Origin of the sequence: Xenorhabdus sp. PR6a, from assembly GCF_028599065.1 — a bacterium.
Lineage (GTDB): Bacteria > Pseudomonadota > Gammaproteobacteria > Enterobacterales > Enterobacteriaceae > Xenorhabdus > Xenorhabdus doucetiae.
The window spans coordinates 1-16,025 of the sequence record NZ_JAQRFJ010000041.1; the positions used below are offsets into that span (position 1 = coordinate 1).

The 16,025-nt window shown below is 44.7% G+C and carries 17 protein-coding genes; 4 read left to right on the plus strand and 13 right to left on the minus strand.

Annotated elements, in window-relative coordinates; translation table 11 throughout:
- From PSI15_RS11830 to fkpA, 9 genes are all read right to left on the minus strand, one after another.
- A partial coding sequence (locus tag PSI15_RS11830) for a GTP-binding protein (protein WP_273583710.1) occupies positions 1–471 on the minus strand: 471 nt, incomplete at its 3' end.
- Between the two features lie 70 nt (positions 472–541).
- Positions 542–2,650 (minus strand): elongation factor G, encoded by a 2,109-nt coding sequence (gene fusA / locus PSI15_RS11835; RefSeq protein ID WP_045973001.1) that lies wholly within the window; start codon positions 2,648–2,650, stop codon positions 542–544.
- 95 nt (positions 2,651–2,745) lie between these two features.
- Positions 2,746–3,216, minus strand: coding sequence for a 30S ribosomal protein S7 (gene rpsG, locus PSI15_RS11840; protein WP_045973003.1), 471 nt, complete (start codon positions 3,214–3,216; stop codon positions 2,746–2,748).
- Between the two features lie 98 nt (positions 3,217–3,314).
- Positions 3,315–3,689: a 30S ribosomal protein S12 gene (gene rpsL, locus PSI15_RS11845; RefSeq protein WP_045973006.1), complete on the minus strand. Its 375-nt coding sequence runs from the start codon at positions 3,687–3,689 to the stop codon at positions 3,315–3,317.
- Positions 3,690–3,874: 185 nt separating this feature from the next.
- Positions 3,875–4,162 (minus strand): sulfurtransferase complex subunit TusB, encoded by a 288-nt coding sequence (tusB, locus tag PSI15_RS11850; RefSeq protein ID WP_273583711.1) that lies wholly within the window; start codon positions 4,160–4,162, stop codon positions 3,875–3,877.
- A 19-nt stretch (positions 4,163–4,181) separates the two neighbouring features.
- Positions 4,182–4,541, minus strand: a complete 360-nt coding sequence (gene tusC / locus PSI15_RS11855) for a sulfurtransferase complex subunit TusC (RefSeq protein WP_273583712.1) — start codon at positions 4,539–4,541, stop codon at positions 4,182–4,184.
- 31 nt (positions 4,542–4,572) lie between these two features.
- Positions 4,573–4,968 (minus strand): sulfurtransferase complex subunit TusD, encoded by a 396-nt coding sequence (tusD, locus tag PSI15_RS11860; RefSeq protein ID WP_273583713.1) that lies wholly within the window; start codon positions 4,966–4,968, stop codon positions 4,573–4,575.
- Positions 4,968–5,690: a helix-turn-helix transcriptional regulator gene (locus PSI15_RS11865; protein ID WP_273583714.1), complete on the minus strand. Its 723-nt coding sequence runs from the start codon at positions 5,688–5,690 to the stop codon at positions 4,968–4,970. Before PSI15_RS11865 ends, tusD begins: the two co-directional genes overlap by 1 nt.
- A 443-nt stretch (positions 5,691–6,133) precedes the next feature.
- Complete coding sequence (fkpA, locus tag PSI15_RS11870; protein WP_273583715.1) at positions 6,134–6,898, minus strand: FKBP-type peptidyl-prolyl cis-trans isomerase; 765 nt, start codon at positions 6,896–6,898, stop codon at positions 6,134–6,136.
- Positions 6,899–7,140: 242 nt separating this feature from the next.
- On the opposite strand from fkpA, the gene PSI15_RS11875 reads away from it, so the two are divergent.
- On the plus strand, positions 7,141–7,359 hold the full coding sequence (locus PSI15_RS11875; RefSeq protein ID WP_273583716.1) for a SlyX family protein: 219 nt from the start codon (positions 7,141–7,143) through the stop codon (positions 7,357–7,359).
- 149 nt (positions 7,360–7,508) lie between these two features.
- Here the strand turns inward: PSI15_RS11875 and slyD are convergent, their stop codons facing one another.
- Together slyD and PSI15_RS11885 are read right to left on the minus strand one after the other, a co-directional pair.
- Entirely contained in the window at positions 7,509–8,042 is a 534-nt protein-coding gene (gene slyD / locus PSI15_RS11880) for a peptidylprolyl isomerase (RefSeq protein ID WP_273583717.1), read from the minus strand.
- 143 nt (positions 8,043–8,185) lie between these two features.
- Complete coding sequence (locus PSI15_RS11885) at positions 8,186–8,389, minus strand: YheV family putative zinc ribbon protein (RefSeq protein ID WP_273583718.1); 204 nt, start codon at positions 8,387–8,389, stop codon at positions 8,186–8,188.
- 231 nt (positions 8,390–8,620) lie between these two features.
- On the opposite strand from PSI15_RS11885, the gene PSI15_RS11890 reads away from it, so the two are divergent.
- Complete coding sequence (locus tag PSI15_RS11890) at positions 8,621–10,564, plus strand: ABC transporter ATP-binding protein (RefSeq protein WP_273583719.1); 1,944 nt, start codon at positions 8,621–8,623, stop codon at positions 10,562–10,564.
- A gap of 349 nt (positions 10,565–10,913) precedes the next feature.
- On the opposite strand, the gene PSI15_RS11895 is transcribed toward PSI15_RS11890, so the two are convergent.
- Positions 10,914–11,807 carry a LysR family transcriptional regulator gene (locus PSI15_RS11895; RefSeq protein WP_273583720.1) on the minus strand — a complete coding sequence of 298 codons (894 nt, stop codon included), beginning with the start codon at positions 11,805–11,807 and terminating at the stop codon, positions 10,914–10,916.
- Positions 11,808–12,940: 1,133 nt separating this feature from the next.
- Here PSI15_RS11895 and murQ point away from each other — a divergent pair.
- Together murQ and murP are read left to right on the plus strand one after the other, a co-directional pair.
- On the plus strand, positions 12,941–13,846 hold the full coding sequence (gene murQ, locus PSI15_RS11900; RefSeq protein WP_273583732.1) for an N-acetylmuramic acid 6-phosphate etherase: 906 nt from the start codon (positions 12,941–12,943) through the stop codon (positions 13,844–13,846).
- Positions 13,847–13,873: 27 nt separating this feature from the next.
- Positions 13,874–15,316 (plus strand): PTS N-acetylmuramic acid transporter subunit IIBC, encoded by a 1,443-nt coding sequence (gene murP / locus PSI15_RS11905; protein ID WP_273583721.1) that lies wholly within the window; start codon positions 13,874–13,876, stop codon positions 15,314–15,316.
- Here the strand turns inward: murP and PSI15_RS11910 are convergent, their stop codons facing one another.
- On the minus strand, positions 15,317–15,922 hold the full coding sequence (locus tag PSI15_RS11910) for a LysE family translocator (protein ID WP_273583722.1): 606 nt from the start codon (positions 15,920–15,922) through the stop codon (positions 15,317–15,319).
- Positions 15,923–16,025 lie beyond the last annotated feature (103 nt).

The window sequence follows — 16,025 nt, forward strand, 5'->3', positions numbered from 1 at the left end:
CAGCTCACGCACTTCCATTTCAACCAGTTCCAGCAGCTCTTCATCATCAACCATGTCACATTTGTTCAGGAACACGATGATGTAAGGAACGCCTACCTGACGGCCCAGCAGGATGTGCTCACGCGTCTGTGGCATTGGGCCATCAGTGGCAGCAACTACCAGGATCGCGCCGTCCATCTGGGCAGCACCGGTGATCATGTTTTTCACGTAGTCGGCGTGGCCTGGGCAGTCAACGTGCGCGTAGTGGCGAGTTGGGGTATCGTATTCTACGTGAGAAGTAGAGATGGTGATACCACGCGCTTTTTCTTCTGGTGCGTTATCGATCTGGTCGAATGCACGCGCGTTACCGCCGTAGGTTTTCGCCAGAACGGTGGTGATTGCAGCAGTCAGGGTAGTTTTACCGTGGTCAACGTGGCCGATAGTACCAACGTTAACGTGCGGTTTTGAACGTTCAAACTTTTCTTTAGACACGACTCTATTCCTTAATACCGCTCCCCCGTCACGAAGATGAGGGAGCCAAAAAGATAGTTAACTCGAAAACTTATCTAGCTTTACGAGCTTCGATAATAGCCTGAGCGACGTTGCTCGGCGCTTCGTTGTACTTCAAGAACTCCATGGAGTAAGAAGCACGACCTTGGGTCTGAGAACGCAGGTCAGTAGCATAACCAAACATTTCAGACAATGGTACTTGAGCACGAACAATTTTGCCCGTAGCCACATCATCCATACCATCGATCATACCACGGCGACGGTTCAAGTCACCGATAACGTCACCCATGTAGTCTTCTGGTGTTTCCACCTCAACTTTCATGATAGGTTCCAGCAGAACTGGTTTCGCTTTCATGAAGCCTTCTTTAAATGCCATGGATGCAGCAATTTTAAAGGCGATTTCCGAGGAGTCAACGTCATGGTAAGAACCATCGAACAGAGCAACTTTAACGTCAACGATTGGATAACCAGCCAGAACACCGCTCTTCAGCTGCTCTTGAACACCTTTGTCGACACCCGGAATATATTCTTTAGGAACAACACCACCAACGATTTCGTTCGCGAATTCGTAACCAGCGCCGCCAGCTTCCAGAGGCTCAATACGCAGCCACACGTGACCGTACTGACCACGACCACCGGACTGTTTAGCGTGTTTACCTTCCTGCTCAACAGAAGCACGGATGGTTTCACGGTAAGCAACCTGAGGTTTACCGACGTTCGCTTCCACGTTGAATTCACGACGCATACGGTCAACCAGTACGTCGAGGTGAAGTTCACCCATACCTGCGATGATAGTCTGACCCGTTTCTTCATCACTGCTCACGCGGAATGATGGGTCTTCCTGAGCCAGACGGCCTAAAGCGATACCCATTTTTTCTTGGTCAGCTTTAGTTTTTGGCTCGATAGCAACAGAGATAACTGGCTCTGGGAATTCCATGCGCTCCAGAATGATTGGTGCGCCCATGTCACAGAGAGTATCACCTGTGGTGACATCTTTCAGGCCGATTGCAGCCGCGATATCGCCTGCACGGACTTCTTTAATTTCTTCACGTTTGTTAGCGTGCATCTGTACGATACGGCCAAAACGTTCTTTCTTGTCTTTCACCGGGTTCAATACGGTGTCACCAGAGTTAACAACACCAGAATAAACGCGGAAGAAAGTCAAGTTACCCACGAATGGGTCAGTCGCAATTTTGAACGCCAGTGCAGAGAATGGCTCGTCATCGCTGGAATGACGTTCTGCTGGGGTATCTTTACCGTCTGGCAGCATACCTTTGATGGATTCAACATCTGTTGGCGCTGGCAGATATTCGATAACCGCATCCAGCATCGCCTGAACACCTTTGTTCTTAAATGCAGAACCACAGGTAACCAGGATAATTTCGCCAGCCAGAACGCGCTTACGCAGAGCTGCCTTGATTTCTTCTTCAGTCAGCTCTTCACCGCCCAGATATTTGTCCATCAGTTCTTCTGATGCTTCTGCTGCGGATTCGATCAGGTTCTGATGCCATTCCTGAGCCAGCTCAACCATGTCAGCCGGGATATCTTCATAAGTGAAGGTCGTTCCCTGATCAGCTTCGTTCCAGTTGATTGCTTTCATTTTCAGCAAGTCAACAACACCAGTGAAGGTATCTTCTGCACCGATCGCCAGTTGCAGAGGAACTGGGTTAGCAGCCAAACGCGTTTTGATCTGCTCAACCACGCGCAGGAAGTTAGCTCCCATACGGTCCATTTTGTTAACGAACGCGATACGTGGTACGTTGTATTTGTTAGCCTGACGCCATACCGTTTCAGACTGAGGCTGAACACCACCAACTGCACAGTAAACCATGACGGCACCATCAAGAACACGCATAGAACGTTCTACTTCGATAGTGAAGTCAACGTGTCCTGGGGTGTCGATGATGTTGATGCGGTGTGGCTCATACTGTTTAGCCATACCAGACCAGAATGCGGTAGTCGCAGCAGACGTGATGGTAATACCACGCTCTTGCTCCTGCTCCATCCAGTCCATTGTTGCTGAACCTTCGTGAGTTTCACCGATTTTATGATTTACACCTGTGTAAAACAGAATACGTTCAGTTGTTGTGGTTTTACCGGCGTCGATGTGGGCGCTGATACCGATATTACGGTAGCGCGCTATAGGTGTTTTACGAGCCATTTTTTCCTCTCTCGTGGGCGTTCAATCTTTAGAGAACGGGTAGCCAAGCAACTACCCAGAACTTATTCACTGCCGATGGGTGACCAAAAAATGGATTACCAACGGTAGTGTGCGAACGCCTTGTTAGCTTCTGCCATACGGTGAACGTCTTCACGTTTCTTCACAGCAGCGCCTTTGTTTTCAGCCGCATCAGATAATTCATTCGCCAGGCGCAGAGCCATCGACTTATCACCGCGTTTACGAGCAGCATCAACGATCCAACGCATTGCCAGAGCATTACGACGAACCGGACGAACTTCAACTGGAACCTGATAAGTAGAACCACCTACACGGCGGGACTTAACTTCGACAGTCGGGCGCACGTTATCCAGTGCCAGCTCGAATGCTTCCAGATGATCTTTACCAGAACGCTGAGCCAGGGTCTCAAGCGCACCATATACAATTGCTTCTGCGACAGACTTCTTACCGTCTACCATCAGGATATTAACAAATTTGGCCAGCAGGTCAGATCCGAATTTTGGATCTGGCAGAATTTTACGTTGACCAATTACACGACGACGTGGCATGGAAATACTCCGTTTCGAATTTCAGGGTTGTCCAAAACTCTACGAGTTTATTTTGACATTAAAGTGAAAAAGGTTTGGCCTTACTTAACGGAGAACCATTAAGCCTTCGGCTTCTTCACACCGTACTTAGAACGACCTTGTTTACGGTCTTTAACACCGGCACAGTCCAGAGCGCCGCGAACAGTGTGGTAACGCACACCTGGCAAGTCTTTAACACGACCGCCACGGATCAGGATAACGGAGTGTTCCTGCAGGTTGTGGCCTTCGCCACCGATGTAGGAAGAAACTTCGAAACCGTTAGTCAAACGCACACGGCATACTTTACGCAGTGCGGAGTTCGGTTTTTTAGGAGTGGTGGTATATACACGAGTACATACGCCACGTTTTTGCGGGCAAGCTTCCAGAGCAGGAACGTTGCTTTTCACAACTTTCGAGCTACGAGATTTGCGAACCAGCTGGTTAATAGTTGCCATTATTAAAAAAGCTCCTGGTTTTTTGCTTCGTAAACACGGATTTTACCCCCTCTTAGTCATGATGACAAAAGGAGAGGACGCGGAATTTTATTGCTGACTTAACGAGGTGTCAAGAAATATACAGTTTTTGCTGGTGAAAGTTGATGAAACGGCTGAAAAAGGCGATTGCGCCCCACCCATCATATTTACCAGGCAAAATTTTGCTGATGTTTTACCGTTAAGCTAACAAAGCCATTATAATCAATCACGATAACACGGTCTGAAATCTGTTCAATCAGCCCCCGTGCATCAAGATCTTCTCTCAAAACATAAATGCCTGCCCCCGTACCGAGCAACTCAGCCAGATAGCGATTATTATTCATGCTCAGCAATACGCCATTTTGAATCAATAGAACATCATCTCTATCCGATACCAAGCCAAGCATGGCACTGAAGTCAGCATGGTAAGGTGAGCGACTGACAGTATATAACATGTTACCCGCCTGAAATAGATTAAAATTTCAACACAACATCATAACCCGCCAGCAACTCCCGGATTGCTGTGGCTGAAAGCAATTCAGCTTTCAACACAAAATGGCTTGTCGGGCTGCCCCCTCGAACCACCAGATCATCCAGACAAACGTAGCATTTATCGATGTCATAAAGCGGCAAGATCTTAAAGGTTGATATATAGTCACGAGCCAGGATTTTATCCGGCTGCTGATTAGCCAATAATTGGAATACTCCATCAGAAATAAAGAATACCCCGATTTGCTCAGTCAATGCTGACGTTGCAAGCAGCGCATCCAGCCCTTCCCGACCGGCAGAAGAGCCGTGAGGAGCTTCAGTAAAAACAAAGGCGATTTTTTTCATCAATACCCACGGAGACTTGGACTCAATATATCTAAAATTGTATGACGCGATCACACATCATCATGGCTTCTGCCAACGATCCCAAGCCACTCAGCTCAAACCCGCCGGCCAGATTAGCGGCGGGCAGATTTAATTCGCGGGCTTGCTGTTCATCCACGATACCACGCCGCAATGCCGCCGCAACGCAAATAAACAGCTCGAATTGATGCCGGACTGCCAATGCCTGCCAGGCCCTGACCAAATCAAACTCATCATTAGCAGGAGTGGCCAGCTGATTGCCATTTTGAACACCTTCACGATAAAAAAACACGCTATGCAGTTTATGGCCTGAGGCGATCAACGCCTGAGCAAATTGGTAGGCACTGCTGGCTTGTTGAGTACCGTAAGCTGGCCCGGTGACCAACAGACAATAAGACAGCGATGTCATTACTTCTCCGAATTCGCACATTCACCATTTTTGAACTGGCGAATATAGAGATATACCGTATGCTTGGAGATATTCAAACGGTCAGCGACCTGATTAATCGCATCTTTAATATCAAAAATCCCTTTTTCATACAGGTTAAGCACCACCTGCCGGTTTTTCGCATTATTAGAAACATTGCGGTCGGCATTCACTTCTTCAATCGTGAATTCCAGCGTTTGTGCCACCAGATCATCCACAGAAGAGGCAAAGTTAACGTTTGAAGCAACTTCATGGGTTTTTTCTGGGATAAAGGTCTGAATAATCTCGGAGAAAGGCACATCAAGGTTCATATTAATGCACAACAACCCGATGACTCGACGCTGGCAATTACGGATCGCAATGGTAACAGATTTCATCAACGAGCCACTTTTTGCCCGCGTGAAATACGCTTTAGAAACGCTACTGTCTTCATCCGTAATATCATGCAGCATTCGCAACGCCAGATCAGTAATCGGAGAACCAATCTTACGGCCTGTATGCTCTCCATTGGCTATTCTGACGGCTGAACATTTAAGATCTTCCAGTGAATGAAGGACTATCTCACAATGCCCACCAATCAACATAGCCAGACCATCAACAGCTGCTTCGTAAGATTTTAAAATTTCGTGATCCGTTTCACTAAATGGTTGGTTTTCCAGTAAATCAATTTCACTGTTATCACCAGTTAATAGCGGGGTAGACATGTAATACACCATCCTTCAAGTTCAGACTTTGCCTCACCAAAATATCAGGGCAAGATTTATTATAAAAATTCAAAATGACAAATTAAATATGCCTTATACGATAGGCACTAAAAACAAACAGTTAAAAATGTTTGTTCTATATTCTATTCAATAGTGACGTTAAAACTACATTTAACTGCCGTCAAGCTCTTGCTGAGTATACCGCAGGGATTTATCACAGCCTTATGTCGCATCCACCTGAAATACGAAAAATAAACCCTCATTTAATACGGTAGGAAATAATAAGCAAATAAATCTATTGTCCTTGATCCGCTTATTAATCCGTGTTTATTACTCATCAAATAGAGGTAAATATCAGCAGTAAACCGAAGGGTGAAAGAACTATATGATAAAGCAGGAGCTTTAAGCTCCTGCCAATGTTGTCTTCTAAATGATGACAGGCGTTATTTTGCCTTAGCCGCAGGCTTAATATCCAGTAATTCAACGTTGAAGATTAGCGTGGAGTTCGCCGGGATTTTAGGTAAGTTTGCCTGATCATAAGCCAACTTAGGAGGAACAACTAAGGTGATTTTTCCACCTTTCTTCACATGCTGCAAACCTTCTTTCCAACCAGGGATAACGCTGTCCAAACTCAGTGTCAGAGGCTCTTTGCGTTCATAAGAGCTGTCAAAGACCTGACCATCAATCAAAGCACCTTTGTAATTGACAACGACAGTATCCGTCTCTTTAGGTGCGTTACCCGTACCTTCTTTGTCAATTTTGTAAAGAAGTCCCGTTTTGGTTTCTACCACGCCAGCTTGTTTAGCAAACTCTTTGCGGTATTTGGCTCCTTTTTCGCCATTCTCACTGGCTTCTTTTTGTGCCTTGGCCAGAGCTGCACTTTTCACTTTAGTTTCAAAGGCCGACAGGGTTTCCTGAATCTCTTTATCAGTCAGTTTGGTTTTATTATTTAAAGCATCTTCGACGCCGGCCAGTAATTGCGCTTTTTCAATATTAATACCGAGCGTTTTCTGCTCTTGCAATGAGTTGGCCATATAGCCTCCCAAAGAAGCGCCCAAAGCATAAGAATTTTGCTGCTCTACTGTTTTAAAAGCACTATTCAATTTTACTTCGTCTTTGGTTTCAGAGTTAGCAGCCAAAGCTTGAGGTACACTAAACGCCACTGCCAGTGTCGTTGCCAACAGCGTTGTTTTAAACAATGATTTCATCCTATTCTCCAATCAGTTTGGGTGGGGTTACCATCAGCATAGGTCATAACATTTACTATAACCGCCTAAGGAAACCAATGACAATATTTGCTATATCTTGCAATAAAAATTGTTGAGACAACATTAAAGTGAAGAGGTTTCGTAAAATCCTATTTCGCAAATGATGTGGAGTATTATAGTGTCACCTTGACCGAGTCATCGTTTCGTCATTAATTTATTGATCAGAGGTAGGAGGAAAGATAATGGAATTATCTAAATTTGAACAAAGATTTGAGCAACTAGAAACCAAACTGGCCTATCAAGAAGCCACGATTGAAGCATTGAATCAAGAAGTGATAAAGCAACAGATTGAGACTGACAAATTGAAAGAACAGCTAAAACTAATCACCGAACGTCTGAAAACTCACCAGACATCCATCATTGCCCCTCTTTCTGAAGAAACCCCTCCCCCTCATTACTGATATTCATCTGGGAAAATCATAGTTTAAGGAAGGCTGGCACCCAAAATAAAAAAGAGAAGCTCATCACGTGCTTCTCTTTATTCTGTTGACTAATTCTGCTTACTGATCTTTCAGATTACCCACGATGTTCAGTGAGTTCTGATGGCATTTTAGTGGCAGCTACCGCCGCAGCACCCATGCTCACCGTGATCATGATCATGATGATCACCACAGCCACCCTGACCGTGCACATGGCCGTGTGTCAATTCTTCTTCGGTCGCTTCACGAATCGCGACAATTTCAACATTGAATTTCAGATTCTGACCAGCCAACATGTGGTTAGCATCAACCACCACTTCATCACCTTCTATCGCCGTAATTTCTACTGGGATAGGGCCTTGATCCGTGTCAGCCAGGAAACGCATACCCACCTGAATATCATCCACACCAACAAACACTTCTTTTGGTGCACGCTGAACCAGGCTGTCATCATACTGACCGTAGGCATCTGCGGCTTCTACGCTAACATCAAAACGTTCACCCACCTCACGGCCATCCAGTGCTTTCTCCAATCCACTGATGAGAGAACCACATCCATGCAGATAGTCTAACGGTGCGCTCACCGAAGACTCATCAACCAAAACACCATCTTCTGTTCTTACTTGATAAGCCAGACTGACCACCAAGTCTTTTGTTACCTTCATGACAACTCCTACATACCCGAGGGGAAACCCCGTAAGGGAAAATTTTTACAGTTCAAGAAATGCTGTCAATTGTAACGGAATTCTACGTCGCTGTACCCAGTCAACGGAAAAATTTATCCACAATTTATTATACGTGTATTCATTTACTGTGGCGTAAAAATCCCAATAACCTGCTCCTGATCCCTGACATGGGAGGTGACCGCTTCATCCGTCTGCCTTTGTATATGGCCACAATGGACACACTCAACAACATCAACCTTATTCTCCTGCCACATGGCTAATGTATCCTGTGATTGGCATTTTGGGCAAACCGCGCCCGCAATAAAACGCTTACGACTGACTGACATAATTTCCCCAACACTATTCATATTTATCTGCCCTTCCATTTTCCCTAAAACGTGTCAGGACAGATATTTTCCGCTACCATGCACACCAGCACTTAAAATTGAATACATATACCCGATAGATTTCAAATTGCGGCACAGCGATCACTATACGCATCAACGATCACTCTGCCTATCAATTGAAGGATATATAACCTAATTATTAACTTAACATATTATATATAGACAACATCTATGATTGTTTTCTCTTCACTGCAAATCCGCCGTGGCATTCGCGTCCTGCTGGACAACGCCAACGCAACCATCAATCCCGGCCAAAAAGTAGGATTAGTTGGCAAGAATGGCTGTGGTAAATCTACCCTACTTGCATTACTCAAAGATGAACTTCAAGCTGAGAGCGGCTCTGTCACATTCCCCAATAATTGGTCACTGGCTTGGGTCAATCAGGAAACGCCTGCGCTGGAAACATCAGCACTGGAATATGTCATCGATGGTGACCGGGAATTCCGGCAACTGGAGCAAAAACTCAACATAGCCAATGAACAAAATGACGGTCACGCTATTGCCCATCTTCACGGTTTGCTTGATACCATTCAGGCATGGACAATCCGCGCCAGAGCAGCCAGCTTGCTGCATGGATTGGGTTTTTCCCAAGCTCAACTAGAACAACCTGTCCGTTCGTTTTCCGGTGGCTGGCGTATGCGCCTCAATCTGGCACAAGCGCTGATTTGTCGTTCAGATCTATTATTACTCGACGAACCGACCAACCACCTTGATCTGGACGCCGTTATCTGGCTCGAAAAATGGCTGAAAAGTTATACCGGCACCTTGATCCTCATTTCCCACGACCGTGATTTCCTTGATCCGATTATTGATAAGATTCTGCATATTGAGCAGCAGGATCTCTACGAATATACCGGCAACTACTCTTCCTTCGAACGGCAACGTGTCGCCAAACTTGCCCAGCAACAGGCGCTATATCAAAGCCAACAGGAAAAAGTCGCGCATTTGCAGAGCTACATTGATCGCTTTCGCGCCAAGGCATCTAAGGCAAAGCAGGCGCAAAGCCGCATCAAGATGCTGGAACGCATGGAGCTTATCGCGCCTGCCCATGTTGACAACCCTTTTCATTTCAGTTTTCGCCAGCCGGATAACCTGCCAAATCCACTGTTAAACATGGATAAAGTCAGTGCGGGCTATGGTGAAAAAACAGTGCTGGATTCGATCAAATTAAACTTGGTGCCGGGTTCACGCATCGGCTTGTTGGGTCGCAATGGGGCGGGTAAATCCACATTGATCAAATTACTGGCAGCGGAGCTGACTCCTCAACAGGGAGAAATTGCCTTATCGAAAGGCATTAAACTAGGCTACTTCGCACAGCACCAGTTGGAATACCTACGGGCAGATGAATCACCATTACAACATTTAGCCCGAATAGCACCGCAAGAGACGGAGCAACAGCTTCGGGATTATCTGGGCGGATTTGGTTTCAAAGGCGATCAAGTCACCGATCCGAGCGGACGTTTCTCCGGTGGTGAAAAGGCGCGTTTGGTACTGGCGCTGATTGTCTGGCAACGCCCGAACCTTCTTCTGCTTGATGAACCGACCAACCACCTTGATCTCGATATGAGGCAAGCATTGACTGAAGCACTGATTGATTTCGAAGGTGCGCTGGTCGTCGTATCGCATGACCGGCACTTACTGCGCTCGACAACCGACGAACTTTATCTGGTGCATGATGGCAAAGTCGAACCGTTTAAAGGCGATTTAGAAGATTACCAGCAATGGCTGACTGAACTGCAACGCCAACAAATGCGGGAGGATCAGGAAAAAGAGAAATCGGAGAGTGAATCTTCAACCAACGGTACACAAAATTACAGTGCCCAGGAACGTAAAGATCAAAAACGACGTGAAGCTGAGTTCCGTAACCAAACGCAGCCATTGCGTAAACAGCTCACAACCCTTGAAAAACAGATAGAAAAACTGGGTACGGAATTGGCCGAATTAGAAGAAAAGCTATCAAACAACATCCTTTACGAACATGATCGTAAAACTGAACTAACGCAATGTCTGCATCAGCAGACACAAACAAAATCCAGACTGGAAGATACCGAAACACAATGGCTGGATATTCAGGAACAGCTCGAACAAATGACAGCAGCATTTAATGCGAGTTAGCGCCAATTCACTTTTCAGATGTAAATCTGTAGGTATAGTCGGGTATTGTTATTCAATACCCGACTATTTCCCATTCTCTTATCCCATCATTTGCCCAGCCCCGGAAAATAAGGTTCCCTGTTTACCCAGCAAAAATATAATAATTGCTTGCAAACAGCTAACTTACTTGCCGTAAAAATGATAATTCATTTATGCAGAAGATAATTTGTCATTAAAAAACACCTGAGATACTCATTCCCATTTCACGCGTCTTGACTACGAAAACTTTTACAAGTTACAGCCCAGGTTTTAATAACATAAGAGATCAAATGAAAAATATCCCATAAAAAAACAAACAATAATCACTGACTTATACATTGGAAACCAATGCTGAAAAATTTTCAGCATCCTCAATCAGATGATCACCCATTGCTTTTGCCCACACCACACCCAGTTCAATTTTTTTATCCGTTTCAACAAGTTCCAAAGAATTCATATAATACTCAGGAATAGAGCTGATAATCCGTTTAGGTACACAGGTATAGGCACTATTTTTTGTAATCATCTCAATGATCAACATGATATCATTTGTTTTTAATAACAATTTCATATTGTCACCGGTATAAATAGGGAAAACATTAAAACAATCAGTTAGCTCAATCACCTCTTTCTTCCTTGAAAAATTTGTCGGAGAAACCCCATTGCCAAATTTACCTAAAGCGGTTCTGAATTTAGATATCAGATGACTCCTTTTTTTAAAGATATAGACCAATCTTTCCGTAAACACCTTTTGGGGTTCTAACCTGTCCATAATAGATAACAGAGGCATCACTGCAACATGCAACATCCCTGCATTCAGTAAACTTATCTGCTGATCAACTGATAATCCGGTAACCAATGCCAGCACCACATTCCCTTTCTTTTCCACGAATTGCTTCTCTATTTGGGCGTAATTGTGGATAGGAAAGCAAGAACCAACATATAAGTGCCTGACCATATCCTCTTTGGAATCGAAATCAACCTGACTTTTGAATTTTTCATAGTGAGTTAAAAATTTCCGGGCATTTTCCAACGTTTTTTGCCCAAAATCGGTCAATCGTGTTCCATTTGGCCCCCTTGTAAAGAGTAACGCCCCAAGAATATCTTCCAACACATGTATTTTCTTCGACAAGGCAGGCTGAGAAAGATAAAGCCTCTTCGAAGCCTTATGATAATTCAGAGTCTCAGCTAAAACGATAAAAGCTTCAAGATTGCGTATATCCATGTTCTTTAGCCCAATGATTGTTAAATAACTACAAAACATTACAGATTCATGGTGATAGCATTTTAACTTTGTGTTTTGCCAAAGGTTTATCCGGTCAACAGGTCAAAATGTTAGCTAATAAAAGGTTAGTAAATAAGGGTAAAATTCGCAAAACATTTATTATTCCTGCGCGTTAATTTCATTGTGAAATGATTTCAATAAAAACCAGTTATCGGTAATCATTTCGTTAATACAGACCAAATCCTCCTAGTTATCCACAATGACCAATACTCTCTTTCATTTTTTAAACTACAGAGTTACTAATATTTCTGAAATTTAAAGACGATTGAGATAGGTATACAAATAAATCCCAAACGGACGAGTTTACCTATTGTAAAATTAGAATTACCACTAAGGGAGAAACAATTAACATAAAGTTATTAACTGATAACCTTTCTTTATTGCTACTCCCTCAAGGAAATATCTAAAGTCATGCAAGTTAAAATATCATACTACTAAACCAATATGTAAATAATTTAATTGAAAATATAAAGAAAAGAATATACATCTAGTCTTACTCGTATAATGCCACGAACCGCAAACACTTTATATCCATTATATTATTAATAGTTAATCTAAGTTCTATTTTCTGGTCACTTTAATATTTACTCTTATTACGCGTTAATCAGAGAAAGCATTATTCGAATACAACAATAATGATAGCCATTAGCATAAAACGAGTAAAAACACCGCGTAAACATGATATCAAAAAAACAGCAATATGTTAATGGCAGGCTTTATCGTGCGTTGTCAGTGATAACAATATAGTGGCGCTTAACAAATCTGTGATTTTTTCATATTGGAATATTCTTTATTTATATATCGTTTTATGGAGAAATCGTGTTAATTTTTATGTCATCCACAACGCCTATCCCTTTTATGAAGAAGGATTAACCTCGTCTCAGGAAAACGTATTAGAAGGCCCTCAAAATACAGATAAAAATAAAACCAAAATAATATTTCCTATGAGATATAATTTTAGTCACATAGTTTTTTTCACCTATTTTGGTGTATATTTTATATTAAATGCTCAGTAAGATAACCTGACGCACATAAATCACTTCTTAGTTTCTATAAAATATGGCAGAAAAATGATGAAAATCGACTTGAGCAATATGATAACAGAGAGTCGTAACCCCGCCAGTACCCATATTGATCAACTCTCAACACTCGATATACTGCGCGTTATCAACGATGAAGATAAACAAGTGGCGATTGCCGTTGAAAAAACCCTGCCCCAGGTTGCCCGTGTGGTTGATAAAGTGGCCGAAGCATTTCGTCAGGGTGGACGCTTAATCTATAGTGGCGCGGGCACCTCTGGGCGTTTAGGCATCTTGGATGCCAGTGAATGTCCGCCCACTTATGGGACAAAACCAGAACACGTGATCGGTTTAATTGCCGGCGGGCATCAAGCCATCCTGAAAGCGGTCGAAAATGCGGAAGACAATCGGCAATTAGGCGCAGAAGATCTTAAGGGGCTACACTTTAATCAAAAAGATATATTGGTCGGGATCGCTGCCAGTGGCCGGACACCTTATGTATTAGGCGCAATGGAATATGCCAAATCGGTTGGGGCAACGGTTGCCGGTATCAGTTGCAATCCAAACAGCCCAATGGCGCAGTTGGCTGATATTGCCATCACGCCTGTCGTGGGGCCAGAGGTGATCACAGGTTCATCCCGCATGAAAGCAGGAACGGCCCAAAAGTTGATCCTGAATATGATCACAACTGGTGCCATGATCCGCATTGGCAAGGTCTATGGTAATTTGATGGTTGATGTCGAAGCCACCAACGCCAAATTAATCGAACGTCAGAAAAACATTGTCATGGCCGCCACTGAGTGCAGCAGGGAAATGGCAGAACATGCCCTGAGCGCCTGTGGTGGTCACTGCAAAACCGCAATCGTAATGATTTTATCGGGCGTCAGTGCCGAAGAGGCCAAAGCATTACTGGCAGAGCACCAAGGGCTTATCCGGCCGGCTATCTCAACAGACCGATAATCATTGCCTCTTGAGAAGGGGTTATACATGGCTAAAATGCGTCAGGAAATGTTGGCCGAAATACTCGACGCCATTGGCGGGACGGGCAATGTTGCACATTGTGGAAATTGCATGACCCGCCTGCGGTTGACGCTACGGGATGATTCATTGGCCGATATATTCAGGTTGAAGCAAATTGCCGGGGTGTTGGGCGTCATAGAGACGGATGACCAGCTCCAGATTGTCCTCGGCCCCGGCAAGGCCCAAACAGCCGCAGACAGGATGAAAACGCTATTAAGTGAACCTCCCTCTGCCGCTCCTCATCCTGACAAGTTAAAAGCTATCGCCACTGCCAATAAAAAACAGCTCAAAGAAAAACAAACCCGCTCAGTCCATAAATTTCTGGCAAAATTTGCCACAATCTTTACGCCCTTGATCCCCGGATTTATCGCGGTCGGTCTGTTATTGGGTTTTGCTACCCTGCTGGAGCAGGTTCTTATCAAAGAAGTGCCCCATCCCAACGCCATATTGATTGAGATGGTCGGCTATATGAAAATTTTCAGCAAAGGCATGTTCAGCTTCTTGGGCATTTTGATTGGCTACAATGCACAAAAAGCCTTTGGCGGCTCAGGAGTTAACGGAGCCATCATCGCCTCGCTATTTGTACTGGGTTATCACGCCGAAGCCACCAGTGGGTTCTATTCCGGTATCAGCCATTTCTTTGGCTTCGCCATTGACCCACGAGGCAATATCATCGGGGTGTTGATTGCTGCTATTCTTGGCGCTTGGGTGGAAAAACAGATCCGCAACATCATGCCCTCTGATCTGGATATGATCCTGACTTCCGCAATGACCCTGCTTATCATGGGCGCCGTCACATTTATCGTCATTATGCCTGTCGGAAGTTATCTGTTCAGCGTGATGTCATGGTTATTCGTGAACTTGAATGGCAATCCATTCGGCACAGCCGTTTTGGCAGGACTGTTCTTAATCGCCGTGATGTTTGGTGTGCATCAGGGTTTTATCCCCGTCTATTTTGCGCTGATGGAGTCACAAGGGTTCAATTCCCTTTTCCCTATTCTGGCGATGGCAGGAGCGGGGCAAGTCGGTTCCGCACTGGCGTTATATGTCAAAGCGGCAAAAGGCACTTTGCTGCGTACTCAGATCAAAGGAGCCATCATTCCGGGTTTTCTGGGAATTGGGGAACCGTTGATTTATGGCGTCACCCTTCCCCGCGTCAAACCGTTTGTCACGGCCTGCCTCGGTGGTGCCACAGGGGGGTTCTTTATCGGCCTGATGGCTTGGTGGGGATGGCCTGTCGGATTAAACAGTGTTTTCGGCCCCTCCGGGCTGGTTGCCCTGCCACTGATGACATCCAACAGTGGCATTTTCACGGGCATGGCAGTCTATGGTGCCGGGCTGATCGTCGCTTATATCGCTGGCTTCATACTCACATTACTCTTCGGCAGCAAGAATATCGATTTGAGCTGATCAGCCAAACCAGATTAAAGGCACACAAGCGGCGGTCAAAACTCCCATGGTGATATTGAATATAAACCACGCGCGGCGGCTTCCCAGTAACCGGCCAATCAGTGAACCGAGAACCAGCCAGAGGGCACCCGTAAGCAGATTGGCGATAAGCATCACGATACTGATAACAAAAATGGAATGGTTGTAGAACTCTCCGGCCAGACTGTAACTACTGACTGCCCCCAATCCCATTAACCAGGTTTTTGGATTCAAAAACTGCAATAGCCAACCTTGATGAATTTTGATTGGAGCACCTGCCGAGGTTGTCGTGTCCAGCCGCTGATAATGCGAAGTGGCTGTTTTCCAGGCCAGCCATAATAAATACAGGCATCCTAGCACTTTCAACCCCGTATAGATGGCAGGATAAATCAGCAGTAACGCGGCAACACCAAACGCAGACAGCAGCAAAATGGTCTGCATTCCCAACACAATACCCAGACACAGCGGGATGGAGCGGCGGAGACCAAAATTCGCGCCCGATGAGGTCAGCAACAAATTGTTTGGGCCCGGTGTGACAGCGGAAATAAACATAAATATACTGAGTGAAAATATCAGGCTTACAGTCATGGGTAGATTCCCCTCCCACCCCAAGTTAACATTTCTTTGCGAGAAAATAGCAGTATGTTATTTCACACTCAAGATAACTAATCATGAAATCAATTCACTATAA